The sequence below is a fragment of the Paenibacillus mesophilus genome (assembly GCF_005938385.1).
Lineage (GTDB): Bacteria > Bacillota > Bacilli > Paenibacillales > NBRC-103111 > Paenibacillus_AB > Paenibacillus_AB mesophilus.
The window spans coordinates 22,356-37,871 of sequence record NZ_VCRA01000008.1 but is presented as its reverse complement, the minus strand read 5'-3'; the positions used below and the strand labels follow the sequence as shown (position 1 = coordinate 37,871).

10 protein-coding genes are annotated in these 15,516 nt (G+C 53.0%); 9 read left to right on the top strand and 1 reads right to left on the bottom strand.

Going from position 1 to position 15,516, the window contains the following annotated elements; all coding sequences use genetic code 11:
- Nucleotides 1-177: 177 nt before the first annotated feature.
- Nucleotides 178-1,566, bottom strand: a complete 1,389-nt coding sequence (locus tag FE783_RS16125; RefSeq protein ID WP_138880414.1) for an extracellular solute-binding protein — start codon at nucleotides 1,564-1,566, stop codon at nucleotides 178-180.
- Between the two features lie 342 nt (nucleotides 1,567-1,908).
- Here FE783_RS16125 and FE783_RS16120 point away from each other — a divergent pair, with 342 nt between their 5' ends.
- From FE783_RS16120 to FE783_RS16075, 9 genes are all read left to right on the top strand, one after another.
- The gene (locus FE783_RS16120) at nucleotides 1,909-3,660 is read left to right on the top strand and encodes a polysaccharide deacetylase family protein (protein WP_138880413.1); all 1,752 of its coding nucleotides are present in this window, start codon (nucleotides 1,909-1,911) and stop codon (nucleotides 3,658-3,660) included.
- 11 nt (nucleotides 3,661-3,671) lie between these two features.
- Complete coding sequence (locus tag FE783_RS16115; protein ID WP_138880412.1) at nucleotides 3,672-4,874, top strand: DegT/DnrJ/EryC1/StrS family aminotransferase; 1,203 nt, start codon at nucleotides 3,672-3,674, stop codon at nucleotides 4,872-4,874.
- A gap of 124 nt (nucleotides 4,875-4,998) precedes the next feature.
- Nucleotides 4,999-7,965 (top strand): heparinase II/III domain-containing protein, encoded by a 2,967-nt coding sequence (locus FE783_RS16110; protein ID WP_158301839.1) that lies wholly within the window; start codon nucleotides 4,999-5,001, stop codon nucleotides 7,963-7,965.
- Nucleotides 7,966-7,979: 14 nt separating this feature from the next.
- Nucleotides 7,980-9,320 (top strand): ABC transporter substrate-binding protein, encoded by a 1,341-nt coding sequence (locus tag FE783_RS16105; RefSeq protein WP_158301838.1) that lies wholly within the window; start codon nucleotides 7,980-7,982, stop codon nucleotides 9,318-9,320.
- 32 nt (nucleotides 9,321-9,352) lie between these two features.
- On the top strand, nucleotides 9,353-11,326 hold the full coding sequence (locus FE783_RS16100; protein WP_138880409.1) for a right-handed parallel beta-helix repeat-containing protein: 1,974 nt from the start codon (nucleotides 9,353-9,355) through the stop codon (nucleotides 11,324-11,326).
- Between the two features lie 285 nt (nucleotides 11,327-11,611).
- Nucleotides 11,612-11,959: an ArsR/SmtB family transcription factor gene (locus FE783_RS16090; protein ID WP_138880408.1), complete on the top strand. Its 348-nt coding sequence runs from the start codon at nucleotides 11,612-11,614 to the stop codon at nucleotides 11,957-11,959.
- Nucleotides 11,956-12,453, top strand: a complete 498-nt coding sequence (locus FE783_RS16085; protein WP_138880407.1) for an SRPBCC family protein — start codon at nucleotides 11,956-11,958, stop codon at nucleotides 12,451-12,453. Before FE783_RS16090 ends, FE783_RS16085 begins: the two co-directional genes overlap by 4 nt.
- Nucleotides 12,454-13,586: 1,133 nt before the next feature.
- Nucleotides 13,587-14,792, top strand: coding sequence for a threonine synthase (locus FE783_RS16080; protein ID WP_138880406.1), 1,206 nt, complete (start codon nucleotides 13,587-13,589; stop codon nucleotides 14,790-14,792).
- Nucleotides 14,793-14,900: 108 nt separating this feature from the next.
- The gene (locus tag FE783_RS16075) at nucleotides 14,901-15,344 is read left to right on the top strand and encodes a cell wall hydrolase (protein ID WP_138880405.1); all 444 of its coding nucleotides are present in this window, start codon (nucleotides 14,901-14,903) and stop codon (nucleotides 15,342-15,344) included.
- Nucleotides 15,345-15,516 lie beyond the last annotated feature (172 nt).

Sequence of the window (15,516 nt, the reverse complement as noted above, 5' to 3'; positions counted from 1 at the left end):
TGTTTCTGGTAGTTCTCGGACGGTGTTACCTATCCATCCGGTTGGGGAGACACCATGGAAACAAACAGTTTACATAACAATTATTATGTAAACTAGAAATGGGCGTAAAACAGATTGTACAAACGATCCCCCAAAACTTATATATAACGGGAAAGCATCGCGAACTCGCCTCTTCGACTAGACTGGCTGTACCCACCGGCGCGCAATGATTTCGTGCAACTGCCCGGCGAAAGAGGAGGCAGATTCCAGGCCGGCCCAAAACCATTCCATGCCTTGCTCCAGGTCAAGAATGTCTATCGGATTCGGAAACAACTCATGCAAGAAATAACTGTTTGCAATATCGCCGTTGAGAATATTAAGCGAATGCAAATATTCGTCGCTCCAGACCAGCGGGTTTACTTGTTTCAGTACGGAGATGAATCGGGTCTGTTCGACCATTCTTTTCTGGACATCTTCCCGGATCGAAGTTTGCACGAACAGATTGGCCAGTTCGACATTTCGACAAGTGGAAGGAATAGCGAGTAAATTGGCCACCACCGTCGTCGCTTCCGACGGGCCGAACGGTATCGCCGTGACTTGGGGTTCGAATGGCATCTGTTTTCTCCAACCGGCTAATTCCATCGAGGTGGTCAGCACCATAGCTGCTCGTTGCCTAGGAAATGCGTCCCCATTGATGAGAAAACGCCGGCTCTGGAATAAGGTTGCGATTTTATAACGGAAGAGCAGATCATGGATGAAGTCCAACGAATTTTGAATCGGTTCGATTTGGCTGGACTTCGTGAAGAAGCGAACATCGTTTTGCAGAGCAAAAACAAGCCAGCGACTGAAGGTAGATGACAAGGATAGACCGTATTGGTCCGTGATGCCGTCGCCGTTCGTATCAAGTGTCAATTTTTGCGCGGCACGCAGCAGATCTTCCCGCACCCAATCCGCGGTCGGCTTTGGTACGTTATATTTCTCAAACATACCGGGATTGTATGCCATGAATATGGTAGAGAACGTCACCGGGATCGCTCTGAACTTGTCATCCCTCCAGAATGCCGAGAGTAGCTTCGGGTATATGCCGGTAGCGGATTTGGATACCGAAACGTGAAACTCTCCGAACACTTCGTCGCTCTCGATCTCGGCGTATTGTCGATCGGTTATCAATAGAAGATCAGGCTCCATGCCGCCGTTCAGACAATCCCAAAAGGAGCCGGCCGGATAGCCTATCACTTTCACTTTAACATGCGGATGCTCCCGTTCGAATGTCTCTATGACGATCGGAAGACAAGCATTCATAAATTCGGAGGGGGAAGTACAGACGATTTGCAACGTTCTATGCTGTTCCCTCGGTATTATGAGATCGGGCGATACCATAGAGCCGCGGGAAGGCTGCTTCACGATAAGGCCTTCTTGCATCAGTTTGTCCAAGGTCGCCCTGACGGATGTCCGACTCATGCCGTAATATTCGCTCAAGCGGTTTTCCGACAACAAGTACTCCCCGGGCTTGATATACCCCGAATAGATTTGCTCGCGTAAAATATTGGCCAATTCCGTATATCTCAACTCGTTCTCTCTGCGCATGGAAACGTATCCTTTTCTAATGTCATAGTATTGCTATTGTAGCAAAACAGACCGGATCAATACAACACCTCTCAAAAGAAGAGGCCTTTAAATTATCCTTGTCATCTGTTTCGAAACAGGATATACTCAATCTCGACCGGTTCAATACCGGTTTAATGAATCGGTGTGAGGAGGATTGAATGTTTATCGTTCAAGGCGATGGGAAAAACAGTCGTTTTACCTTTTTATTTAAGTCATAAAAGTCTTTTTTACGAAAACACCATTGCTCAATCTATAAACCGGTATGGTACCGGTTTATAGATTGAGCACAGAATGGCTATGACCGACATTGGGGGACCGCTTATGAAACTGGCGCGAATCGCAGTTTGGTTCGATCGGGAAGTTGCAGAAGCTCGTTGGCAATACGGAATGAACGTATTTGAAACTTACTTGGAGGAACTGTTGAATCATCGGGGAATCACATTTGAGATGCCGGAACGGTTGGACGACTTGCTGCGAAGCCGCTACGATCTAGTATTGGTTGCCTTGGCCGCCGAGAACGAGGCTTCTGTCGAGGTTCTGTACCGCTTTGCCAGCGAGGGTGGGGGCGTCGTCTTGTTCGCCAATCTAAACCGGATGGCAGCAAGACTCGGATATGTCAAAATGCCCCGGCATCAATCCGGGTATGCGTATTTCCACTCCCGGGAGAAAGGAACGGAAAGCACGGAATCCCGACCGTTGCGGTTTCTTGATGCTTTGCCCTGGCTGCCATTCGGGAATGACGTCACTCCGGCCGAAAAACTGGGAAAAATCCGTTTGGACGCGGCGCTAGACGACGCAAATCATGACGTTCTCCCCGCACTGCTCCGATTCCAAGTCGGCTCCGGCTTCGTCGATCGGTGGTCGGTCGGACTGCTGACGACAATCGTAAAGCTGCAGCAAGGGTCCGCGCCGCTCGTGGAGGACGGCGCTCCGGCACCGGACGGCACAGCTTCCGTAAATGACGGAATTTTGAAGGCGGACGATTCTATTGAGCAATGCTGGGAACGCGACCGGCTGATCAGCGAGACGGGTGCGCCATATTTCGCTTACCCGTACACCGACGAATGGCGTGAGGCGATAGTCGGACATATCGTTAGGCGTGCGGCCCAACACGGCTGGAGCGTGCCGTATTTCGGCTATTGGCCGCCGGGCGTCGAGTCGGTCGCGATGATTTCCCACGACAGCGATGGCAATGAAGAGGAGCATGGCATTACGACACTCGGGCTAATGAAGGAATTCGGCATCCGTTCGACCTGGTGTATGATCGAGAGCGGTTACAGCCGCCCGCTGTATGACCGGATCGAACAGGACGGTCATGAAATCGCATTCCACTACAACGCGATCGACCGGAACGGCTATTGGGCCGAAGCCGAATTCAAACGACAGTTGGATCATTTGAGAGCGGTTGCGAGCGATACGGCCGTCGTGTCGAACAAAAACCATGTTACCCGCTTTGAGGGCTGGAGCGAGCTGTTCCGTTGGTGCGAAAAGTATGGTATCGAGAGCGATCAGACGAGAGGGCCAAGCAAAAAGGGGAATGTCGGCTTCTTATTCGGAACGTGCCACCCTTACCGGCCGATAGCTTGGTCGGACGAACGAAACCGGCTGTACAACGTCCTGGAGATCGGTTTTTTGACCCAAGATATGGATCATGGCAAATGGACCGATACGAGTGTAATCGTTCCTTTTCTGGAGGCGGTGCGCCGTGTTGAAGGAGTTGCCCATTTCCTGTTCCATCAAGTGCATCTGCATCAAAAGGCGCCGGTTCGGGAAGCGTTCAGGCGCACGGTTCGGGAAGCGAAGGCGCGCGGCTTCGAATTTTGGACCGGAAAACGCATAAACGACTGGGAGCGCGCCAGGCGCGGCCTGCGTATCGTAAGCGGCGCGGACGACGGGGAAATCTCCGTCGTAGCCAAGACAGCTGAGGCGGAGAAGGTCGAAGCGGTGCTGTATATTCCGATTCCAGCGGGAGCAAACGCCGGACAATTGCACGCATCAACGCTCTCGGAGCGCTATGGCGTAACGACAATCCGAACTACGACACGCCTGGCCATGCAGACGTCGCAATTATAAGGGGGAGCAGGATGAAATCGGATTTGTTGGCTTCTGATGGAGGTATGCCGGTTAGAACCGCGGAATTCCCGCAATGGCCGGTTTTCGGCGAGACTGAGGAGCGGCTGCTGCTGGAGACGCTGCGTTCGGGCAAGTGGGGCGGGGCGAACCGGAGCAAGCTGCCGGAGCTGGAAGAGAAAATCGCGGCGCTCCACGGGGCGAGGCACGGGTTGACGATGGTGAACGGGACGTTGTCTTTGACAGTAGCTTTAAAAGCGGCCGGCGTACAGCCCGGCGACGAGGTTATTATGCCCTCGTACACGTTTATCGCTACGGCGACCTCAGCGTTGCTGTTTGGAGCCATTCCCGTCTTTGCCGACGTCGAGCCCGATACGCTGCTGCTCGATCCCGAACAGATCGAACGGCTGATCTCGCCGAGAACGAAAGCGATCGTGGCGGTGAATATTGCTGGAGCGCCAGCCGACATGACCCGGCTGAAGTCGATCGCAGTTCGACGCGGTCTCGTCTTGATCGAAGATTCCGCCCAGGCCATCGGAGCGGAATGGGATGGGAAGCCGGTTGGGGCGTTGGGGGATATCGGGAGCATCAGCTTCCAGAGCAGCAAAAATTTGACGGCCGGAGAAGGCGGGATGCTGCTTACGAACGACGACAAGCTTGCCGACGCGGCATGGTCGCTCTCCAACGTGGGCCGCGTGCGCGGGGGAGAATGGTATCAGCACGAGAGGATCGGTTGGAATTTGCGGATGACCGAATTCCAGGCCGCCGTTCTGCTCGGCCAACTGACGAGGCTCGAGGAGCAGCTTCGGCACCGGGAGCGCAATGCTGAGCTGCTGACGCAATTGCTGGAGGAGATCGATGGTGTCGGGGTGATGAGACGGAGGCCTCTGCAGACGAGGCATGCGTACCACTTGTATATGTTCAGACTAGAGCCGGAGTTGGCAGTCCGGTTCGACAAGAAGGAAGCGATCGGGAAAATTAACGCCGAAGGTATACCGGTAAGCGGGGGGTATGTTCCATTGAATCGGAACACGGCCATTGTGGAAGAGACCGAGCGATGGACGGGGCGAAAGCAAGTATGGGATTGTCCCAACAGCGAACGTGCGAGCGACAAGGAAGTGCTGTGGTTGAGCCAACGGGTGTTGCTTGCCGAAGAAGGCGACATGTACGACGTTGCTCATGCGGTCCGCAAAGTAGTCCGTCATCTGCAGTCTTAACCAAAAGCGAGTTGAGAATAAACTCATGGTTTTAACGAACGCAAAGCGTCGGGTCACTTTATATACTCCTAGCAAAATCGCCAATGCGCGGGCGAATATCGCGAGCTGCGGATGGGCCCGTGACATGATGGAGCGGGCGGCCGCCAAGGCAGACGAGGCTTTGGAGCGCGGAGCGGACTTCTGGTGGAGCCTGATTCCTCCCCAGTCCGTTCCGCGGAGCTATGCTACGAACCAAGTGGAAGGCTCGCCCGTTACCGGGAAATCGTTTCTCGCCCGATACGGCCCTTACGGTTACACGCTCGACCTGAACGAACCTTGGAAAATAACGGACCCGAGCAGCGGCTTCAAATTTCCGGCCAACGACTTCGCCGCCTATTACGCCAGCGGACTCGATCGGCACGGTATTTTCGATCCGCGCATGGCGGACCGACGACTGCTCGTAAACACGCTCTATCCCGACAAGGGGAAAATGTGGGGTGTCGACGACGGCTTCGGTTGGGTGGACGATCAAGGAAACCGCTGGACATTCGTCGCCTATTACCATCACTTTTTGTGGAAAAACGTGGTGATGGACGTACTTGCCTGCCTTCGGGACGCTTATCTGTACACCGGCGATATTCGCTACGCCCGGATTGGTGTCATCATGCTGGACCGAATCGCGGACGTTTATCCGGATATGGATACGTTGCCCTATGACAAAACCGTATTCCTCAATTCTCATGGCGGTGACGGTCTCGGCAAAACGATCGGCTCGATATGGGAAACCCGTCTTGTCAAATTATACGCAAGCGCCTACGATGCGTTCTACCCGATGATGGACGATGCGGAAACGATCCGCTTTCTGCAGCAAAAAGCGAACCGGTATGGCCTGGACAATTCGAAAAGCTCGGCGGAGGCGATCCGCCTGAATATCGAGAATGGGATTATCCGGGAAGTGTACCCGGGCGTGAAAAGTGCGCGAATCCGCGGCAATACGGGCTACCACCAAAGCGCTCTGGCTATGGCGGCCGTCGTGCTCGACGAGCCCGGCACGACGGAGGAGTGGTTGCAATTCGTCTTCCGACCGGGAGCGTATTTGAAGAAGCCCGTCCATCATATATCCGGCGGCGACATGCTGGCTTCGCTAGTCAATCTCGTGGACAGGGACGGCCACGGCGACGAAGGATCGCCCGGCTACAACAGCGGCTGGCTGGAAGGCTATGCGCTCATATCCGATGTATTGGCCGGGTACGATAGCACGTTCGAGGGCGCCGATTTGTACCGGAACGTAAGGCTGAAGCGTATGTTCCACTCCCAGATTCCGCTTATTATGCTCGACAAATACACGGCCCAGATCGGAGATACGGGGCTGACCGGCAACGCCTTCCGTTTGATCGATAAGAAGGTAGCCGTGAAAGCTTACGAGCTTTATCGAGAACCGATCATGGCTCAGGTCGCCTATTTTCTGAACGGGAATTCGACAGCGGGCATTCACGGCGACATATTCTCGGAAGAGGCGGACCTCCTCGCGGACCAAATCGGACAAGAGATCGAGAAGCATGGCGAGTGGAAGCCCCGGAGCGAAAATATGACCGGCTTCGGGTTCGCCGTTCTGCGGGACGGAGACAATGCGGACCCCCTCTTCGGAGATACGAGGCGGGACATATGGATGTATTACGGACGTTCGGGGACGAGCCATGCCCATCGCGACAAGCTGAATATCGGCGTACACGCCTTCGGGCTCGATCTGAGCCCCGACCTCGGATACCCGGAGGCAACGGGGATGTGGCCGAAGCGGCATGAATGGGAGAACAATACGATCAGTCACAACACGGTAGTCGTGGACAACCGGAAGCAGAACGGTACCTGGGTCGGCTTTCCGCTTCATTTCGACGACGGTCCGCAGGTGCAACTGATCGAGGTGGAGGATCCGCAGGCGTATCCGCATACGGACATGTACCGGCGGGCGACAGCGATGATCCGTGTCGATGAGGCTCAAAGTTACACCGTCGATTTTTTTCGCGTCAAGGGGGGCGGCGACCATCGCTACAGCTTCCACGGGACGGTTGGCGACGTTAGTGTCGAAGGACTGCGCCTCGTACCGCAGACGGATGAGACCGGAAAGTTCGTCGGAACTTATGCCGGTCCGGATGTGCCGTACGGGGTTCCGAACGACGTCGATCCTGCTGAGAAGCTGTATCAAGGAAGCGGCTACCATTACCTGAAACATGTGGAACGAGACACAAATCCTCCCGACCGGTTCAGCGTCGATTGGGCGGTCGTTGACTTTCGCGGCCTTTCGTCGGATGCAAAGAATGTTCACCTGCGATTGACGATGCTTGACGAGTTTGACGACGTTGCTCTGGCCGACGGCGTACCTCCGCAGAAGCCGTCCAACCCGCCTCTCTTGAAGTACGTCATCGCGCACCGGCAAGGGGAGAACCTCGAATCGATGTTCAGCTCCGTTATAGAGCCTTATCGGGACCATCGGTTTATCCGGTCGATCGAACCGTTGGAAGTGAGAAGGGCTGACGGAACAGTTGCGGGGCATTTCGAAGCGAGAGCGATCCGAATCGGGCTTGAAGACGGCAGGACGGATACGGTCGTCTGTACGCTGTCGCCGGACACCGAATTTATCGTGGACGGAACGCTGAAGTTTGCCGGATTTTTCGGCGTATATGCGGAGCGGGATGGCCGTGAAGTGTTTGTCTATGCAAACGATGGCCGGTTCACGGACTTGTCCGGCGATAGATGTACGTTTGTAGCGGGAAGGATCGTCGATTTCACGCGGGAGCTTTCCTATCGCAACTTTCTCGTGGTGGAACTGGATGCTTTGCCCCGGGAGGGCGCCATCTATACGTCTGCCGACTGGATCGGCCGGTTCGTCTATGTCTTAAATGACGGGGTTCGCAATGCGGCTTATCGGATCGAGCATGTCGAACGAATCGACGGCAACCGTTACCGCGTCGATATCGGGGAAGCGTCCCTTGTGAGACGGTACGCCGATGCGAACGATTTCTCCAAAGGATACGTGTACGACATTGCCGAAGGCGCAGCTTTCCGTATCCCGCTGTCTCATTTGATCGTCAGAGGGGAAACCCGTAAATCATGAAAGGGGAGTTCCACATGTATGCTAAAAAAACCGCATCACCTTTTGCAATCATGCTCGCCACCGTATTATTGGTTTCGGCCTGCTCGGGTGAAAACGGAGGAAAGCGGGGGGAATCCGATTCGGATTCCGCCCAGCCGAAGGCGCAAACGCCGGTCAAAAGAGAACCGGCGGAAGTCGTCTTTTATTCGAACAACAACGATCCGACAGAAAGCTTCGACTACCGTTTCGGCAATACGCTGCGCAAGAAGTTTCCCGAATATACGATCAAGTACATTCAAAGCCAAGGCATCACGCTTGAGCAAATGATTGCAACGAACACGACGTTCGACATTTTCTTCCAATCGATCGGGAATTATGAAAACTTCATGATGCCGGCGGCGCTCGAGTATGACATGACCGACCTGATCCGCGAACACAAGGTCGACCTGAACAAGTTCGAGCCGACTATAATCGAAGCGGTGAAGCAGGCATCCGGAGGGAGAATGTACGGTTTGCCCGTCTTCACCAGCAATCTAGTCCTTTATTATAATAAGACGCTTTTCGACAAGTTCGGCGTACCGTATCCGAAATCGAACGCCACCTGGGAGGAAACGATCTCGACGGCAAAGAAAATGGCCCGCAGTGAAGGCGGTGTTTCTTATTTCGGCTTGACCCATTCCCAGAAGCATATGTTCCGTCTGAACCCTCTCTCGATCCCGAATGCCGATCTGGCCGCCAACGCGCCTACAATCAATAAGGACGAACGCTGGAAAACGTTCTACCAAACGCTGTTCACGGATCCTTTCCAAGATCCCGTCGTAACGGAGTATATAAGAACATCGGGGAAAATTCCGGATATCTACGATTTTACCGATAAGCAGAGGGTAGCGATGTTTCCTTACTTGTCCAGTTTGATTTACGCGTGGGAGCAGCAGCTTAAGGCGTTCAACTGGGATATCGTCGCACTGCCCTCCTTCTCCAATCTCCCGAATACGGGCTCACCTTCTTATCCGACCTACTTCGGCATTACGAAAACATCCAAGAGCAAGGCGGCCGCAATGGAAGTATTGAAATATATGGTATCCGACGAGTTTCAGATGGAATTGGCCCGAAAAGGCATTATGCCGGTATTGAAAAGCGATGATGTATTAAAAACGTTCGGTACGGAATCGCCGTTTAAGGATAAAAACCTGAAAGCCGTGTTTGAGAAAAAATTCGCTCCTAACGCTCCCAAAGCCCTTTACGACGCGAAGTTGATCGATCTGTACACTGCCTACGGACTGAAGCTGCAAAAAGGAGAGCTCGATTTGAATACGGCACTGCGTCAGGCGGATGAGGACGCTGTAAAGTTAATAGCAACGGAGTTAAAAAAGTAATGGGCGTTGCCCGATAATTGGAGGTCGTACAAATGTCCGAAACTAAGACGGCGATCAGCCGGCGCAAGCTGCTTTCCGGGATGGCGATGGCAATGGCCGGAGCCGCCTCGGCCGCAAGCTTCGGTTATTCAGCTGCAGCTATGCCCGGTAACGTAACGAAGTCCGTCTATGGCCACGGTCCGGAGTTAACAGAGGACTGCTGCGAGCAGTTGGCTGCCGATCTGGCAAACGGGGCGGACCCGGCAAAAGGAGCGGGGCTCATCGGCTACGACGGGGGGACCGTTGCCGGTTTGTTGGGAACATTGATATACACCGGCGGCAAAAATTATGCAGACGTGCAAGCGGCGCTCGATGCCGCGCAAGGAAGGACGGTCCGCTTCTCGCCAGGTACTTACGATTTTACGGGTGGCACGCCGATCGTCCGATCCGGCACCCGCTTGGTGGCGGAAGGGGAGGTGATCATCCTGCAGCCGAATCCGGGTGCCTCCGCGGGCTTCGCCGTCGAGCCCGGAAGTCGCGACATCGCGATCGACGGCTTCGACATACGCGGTCCGTGGTATGGCACGGGCGTTCCCGACTGGGTAAACGGAGACCAGGATGCAGCGATTTGGAACGCCCAATATGCCGAAAATATCGGTATCGATATACGAGGCAGGTGGTATCAACGGGGAATTCTCGGCTACAGTGCCAATCAAATGCAAGCGCTTACGGACGTGGGGGAACGGATCGTCGTCGAGAATTGCCGGATCGAGGGGTTCGGCCAGTCGGGCATTATCGCAGACAATGTCACCTATTTCCGCGCGATCAATAACAAAATCCGCAGGTGCGGTCGAGACGGCATTCGATTGTACGGCATCGTCGACGGCAAGTGCATCGGCAATACGATACAGCAATTGTCCCCCGGCTTTGCGGGCGCAAAGCCGAATTACAACGTGTACGGCATCGCCGTCACGCGGCTTCATGGCAGCACGAGCGTGCCTGATCCGAATCTGACCATCGGTCGACCTTCGGATAACGTAGATATCGCCTTCAACCGTGTCGAGGGAGCAACGACATGGAAGTCGCTGGACACCCACGGGGGACGCAACATCCGGTTCATCGGCAACGTGACGAAGGGATCGTATATCGCCATCGGCATCGACGAAGGCGGCTCCAATGATACAAATGGTAAAGCTCCGCCGCGCAATATCGTATGCATCGGCAACGAACTGCTCCTTGAACCGTCGGACCCATACCGAAGAGCGGCCATTACCGCCTTCAGCCCGGGCGGAACGCACGATCTGATCGGACGCAACCTGATTATTTCGGATAACTACATCCAAGGCTACGGCTATCATCCAAACGACGGCGCGGTCAGCATCTCCTTCTTCGAGAATGTGACCCTTAGCGGAAATGTGTTCCGTGATTCGCTGCGATCCGCTCTTACGCTGCGAAACATGGTGAAGGATTTCACCTTCACGGGCAATGTCGTGGACAACGTTCAGGTGAGCGACTATAATGTCGCTTTCGGAGTGCTCGTTGCCTCGGCCAACGTAAGCGGTATCATTGACGGCAATTCGTTTCGCAATCGTGATCAACCGTTTATGACAGCCGGCGTATCGCTTCCGGCCCCGGCGTCCGGCTACGGAGTCAAGGTCGGGAAAGACAACACCTTCTATGGAGCGATGAACGCAAAGGTGAACACAGCGGCCAATGAAGCAGGAGGGTCGTGGTTTTTGACACCGGTCGCCTATGGACATATAAGTCTGGATGGCACTGGCGCAATCTTGAAGGCGGGGAAGGGGATCTCTACCGTAACGAGAGTCGGTATCGGCTTGGTCGACATCGTCCTTATCGAATCGTTGAGCTCGGCGGACAGCGTCGTTCCGCAAATAACTACGAGAGGCGGTGCGGCACTCGTCTATTCGATTGTATCGTCCGCTATGAATGGCATTCGGCTGCGGATTGCAGATACGAGCGATAATCCGGTCGACGCAAGCTTCTATATCACCGTGCTCGGCTACTAGTGCGGGCCGACTTTGATGCACTACCCATTCAAGATGAGAAGGAGACGGAGTATCGCTCTCAGGTGCCAGGCGTGATGCACGCTTTCGGACATGGCGAGTGCAGGCACCGAATGAATTGCCCCTTAACCCACATACAGCTAGGATATGAGCGGTTTGCGCATACTCCTAGCTGTTTATTGTCGTGCTTAATCGAATGGAAAACAGGGAGACCGGCAAATTCGAGTATGCGGATATTTTTTTTATTTTAGTATTTACTTAATTAAGTGATGGGTTTATAATAAGACCATGGACACCTTCACAGCAATCGCCGATCCGAACAGGCGCCAGATCATCGAGCTATTGGCCACTCACGAGCAATTGACCGCCACGGAAATTTGCGGCCATTTTCAGATTAGCGCTTCTGCGGTATCGCAGCATCTCAAGGTGCTGCGCGAAGCGAACGTCGTCACGATGGAGAAGCAGGCGCAGCAGCGCATCTACCGACTGAATCCGGAGGCGATTACCGAAGTGGAAGAGTGGGCGAGACGGTACCGATTGATGTGGAGCCGCAAGTTTGAAAAGCTGGACATTTTGCTCCAAGCACGCATGAAGAAGCAGAACCCCAAACCAAACGAAGGGAACGAAGAACAATGACCACACTGAACGAAACGAAACTGATCGCCGAGCCGGGCTCGCAAATGATTTTCATCGAGAGGGAGTTTGACGCACCCCGGGAGCTGGTGTTCGAGGCATTCACTGACGCAGATCTGTTCGCGCAATGGTCGGGTCCCGACCGCCTAACGACGGAAATCATCGCTTTCGAAGCGCGGGACGGCGGACATTGGAAATACGTCTCCAAAGATCCGGACGGCCACGAATTCGCCTTCAACGGCGTATTCCATGAAGTCACCAAGCCGGAAAGAATCATTCAGACGTTCGAGTTCCTGGGGCTGCCGGAACGAGGTCACGTCACGCTGGAGACGGCTTTGTTCGTCGAACTCCCCGGCGGACGGACGCTGGTGAAGATGGAATCCGTTTTCCGCTCGGTCGCCGACCGTGACGGCATGCTGCAATCCGGCATGGAAGGCGGCATGAATGAAGGCTTCGCTCGCCTGACCGAACTACTGAAGAAGCTCCAAGCCAAGTAAGCGCATTGAACCGTGGAGAAGCTGTCGGGCGAATTGCCTTGGCGGCTTTTTTTGTTTGAGGATTCCGGAAGATCTTTCGCTCGTCGCCTACGACGATGTTCCGGAACTTGAGGAGATGACGGAAAATGACTGAAAAGCTTGTGTGAAGGGTAAGTTGAAAAGATTTCCCTATAATAGGGTACTTCATAATATAATGAATAATCATAGATTAGGGAGGGAAAGAAATATTTTGTTAATTGCATGCTTGGACAGCGAAGACATACAAAGGCGGAGTGGTTGAACTTTGTATGGAATAGATATCCTCGATACATGCAAGTCATCTCCGGACTGAAAGGAATTGTTTCTAATTGCAGTGGTGATTCCACAAAAGCATACATATCTAACTGCGAACTTAGATACGGCTACGCTCACAATTTCTTATTGAAGAAAGTTTTGGCGACAATCATTTGTGTTCCAGAACTGCATTACGACTTGATTTTAATGTCATACCAAGGGGGTTTTACCGATTGATCTAGAGGGTTTTATTAATTTGAGTATGTTGGTAATTATACTTATAGTGCCTGTATGCTTTGCGATATTTAGAGTAAGTAAGGTCCCTAAGAAATCTTTAATATTTCAATCGCTTGGTGTTGGGTTTAGTTTATACGTCATTGCATCTATTATGTCCTTTTTTGTGTACACTGACGCTCTGAATATACTAATCTTCCTGTTCCTCTATACGGTAGGTTTTATTTTGAGTAGTCTGATAATTATTGGATTCATAGTCATTAGAAAACGTAAAATATAATGTTTATAACGCTTTCCCCGTAAAGGGCGGCGACTTAACCGAAAAACGTTCGAAAAGTTTTAGAGACATCGGCATACCAGGCTCTTGGTGGAGATATAAGAAAACGAAAGGGCAGTCTACCGATGGGTAAGGCTGCCTTACTATTTTTTTAGCTTCAAAAATAACGATTTCATTTATCCCGGTTGTAACTCACGCCCACACAACAACTCTATCTCAACCTATGTACTTGCGCAGAGATCGGTTTGGGTATCGGCCCGAATCGGACAACAATAGGCGAACGACAATTGACTACCGTCGCAATGGTTCATAAGCTGTAGAAGTTTTGAGTGGTCGAGGGGGGATGAGCATGAAGTGCGGATTATGTTGCAGCAACTGCGGGAAACGCCGAACGTTTCAAATGAAAGATACTCGATGCGGTTGCGGCGGCACGATGCTGGTGGAATACGACCTGGAGCGGGCTAGCCGAACATTGACAAAGGAAAGCTTAAAAAATCGACAAACGACGATGTGGCGGTATGAGGAGTTGCTGCCGATCGAAAAAAACGAACATATCGTCTCGCTCGGCGAAGGATGGACCCCACTCGTTCGTCTGTATGGGGCGGAAAAAGCGCTGCCTCTGCAAAAGCTGTGGGTGAAACGGGAAGAACAAAACCCGACTGGCAGCTTTAAGGCGCGTGGCTTTTCCGCGGCCGTTTCGCTCGCGCGCGAATATGGGATTCGCAAAGTGGCGGTGAACTCCAACGGAAATGCCGCATCGGCGTTGGCCGCCTATGCCGGCTATGCAGGAATGGAAGCATACTTGTTTCTTCCCCGGGACTGTCCTGGGTTGATCGTCGAGGAATGCATCCATTACGGCGCCCGTACGTTTCTGGTAGACGGGTTGATCCATGACGCCGGACAAATTATTCGAGACGGGGAACGCGACCAAGGCTGGCACCATGTCGGTACGCTTAAGGAACCCGGAAGAGTGGAGGGCAAAAAAACGATGGGGCTTGAGCTGGCGGAACAACTCGGCTGGAAGCTGCCCGACGTAATCGTTTACCCGACGGGTGGCGGCTCTGGCATTATCGGAATGTGGAATGCTTTTCGCCAGCTTAAACAGCTTGGAATGGTCGACGGTGATATGCCGCGGATGGTAAGCGTGCAGGAAGCGGGGTGCCAGCCGGTTGTACGGTCGATGGCGAAGGGAGAATTCGTCGCCCAAACGGAAGGAGTCACCTCCAAGCCGACAGGGATGCGCGTACCGAATCCACCCGACGGCGGTTTAATCGTCTCGATATTACAGGAATCGAACGGTACCGCATTGTCCGTTACCCCGAAAGAAATTTGCGATGCCCAAGCGGATATGGGCAATCAGGGAATATCGGCATCACCGGAAGGGGCGGCAGCCTGGGCGGGCTTGCTGCGCTTGATCGATCGAGGATGGATTCACAAAAACGATGAAGTCGTTCTGTTCAACACATCGCATGCGATGAAATATTGGCCTTGGCACGCAGTACGCGTGCCTGTTGTGAGGACATATCAGGACTGGGTCGATCTGCATAAATTATGATGGTGAGTGTGGTGGGACGGTTATTTAGTATCGCTGTCTTTTTTGCCAGAGTAACAAATCCGCTTCACCTACAATATGATGAGTATAGAAATCTACAGAGGTGAGCGAATGGCAGTCGTAAAAGCTAGGAAACAGGATATTGATATGTTGGCAAGGTTGCTTCGAGCTGAAGCTGAGACCGAGGGCGAAAAGGGTATGCTCCTTGTCGGAAATGTTGGCATTAACCGAATAAGAGCGAATTGCTCCGATTTTAAAGGAATTCGGACAATTCCCCAAATGATCAACCAGCCGCATGCGTTCGAAGCGTTGCAACATGGTTTGTACTATCAAAACGCAAGAGAGAGGGAACGCCGTCTGGCACAACGGGCTGTGAATGGGGAGCGGAGTTGGCCAGGCAAATTCTCCCTATGGTATTTCCGTCCAGGAACGTTCGAAGAACCCGGACCATGTCCGCCAACTTGGTATAATCAGCCGCTCGCAGGACGATGGAAGAAGCACTGTTTTTATGAACCGACCGCAAAAGAATGTGACAATGTTTATAATACGTTTTAATTTTATAAACGAAAAGAGCTCAGGGTCTCTTAACCTGACTTGTCACTGCTATGTGCCGGTTGACATTGGATTTCTAGGAGCTTGTCGCGACGCGACAGCTCCTTTTGCATTTTTCGCAGCCGGCTTTTTTAAGAATAGCGTAATGAAGCCGCCGTTTGATTAATCTCGCGGC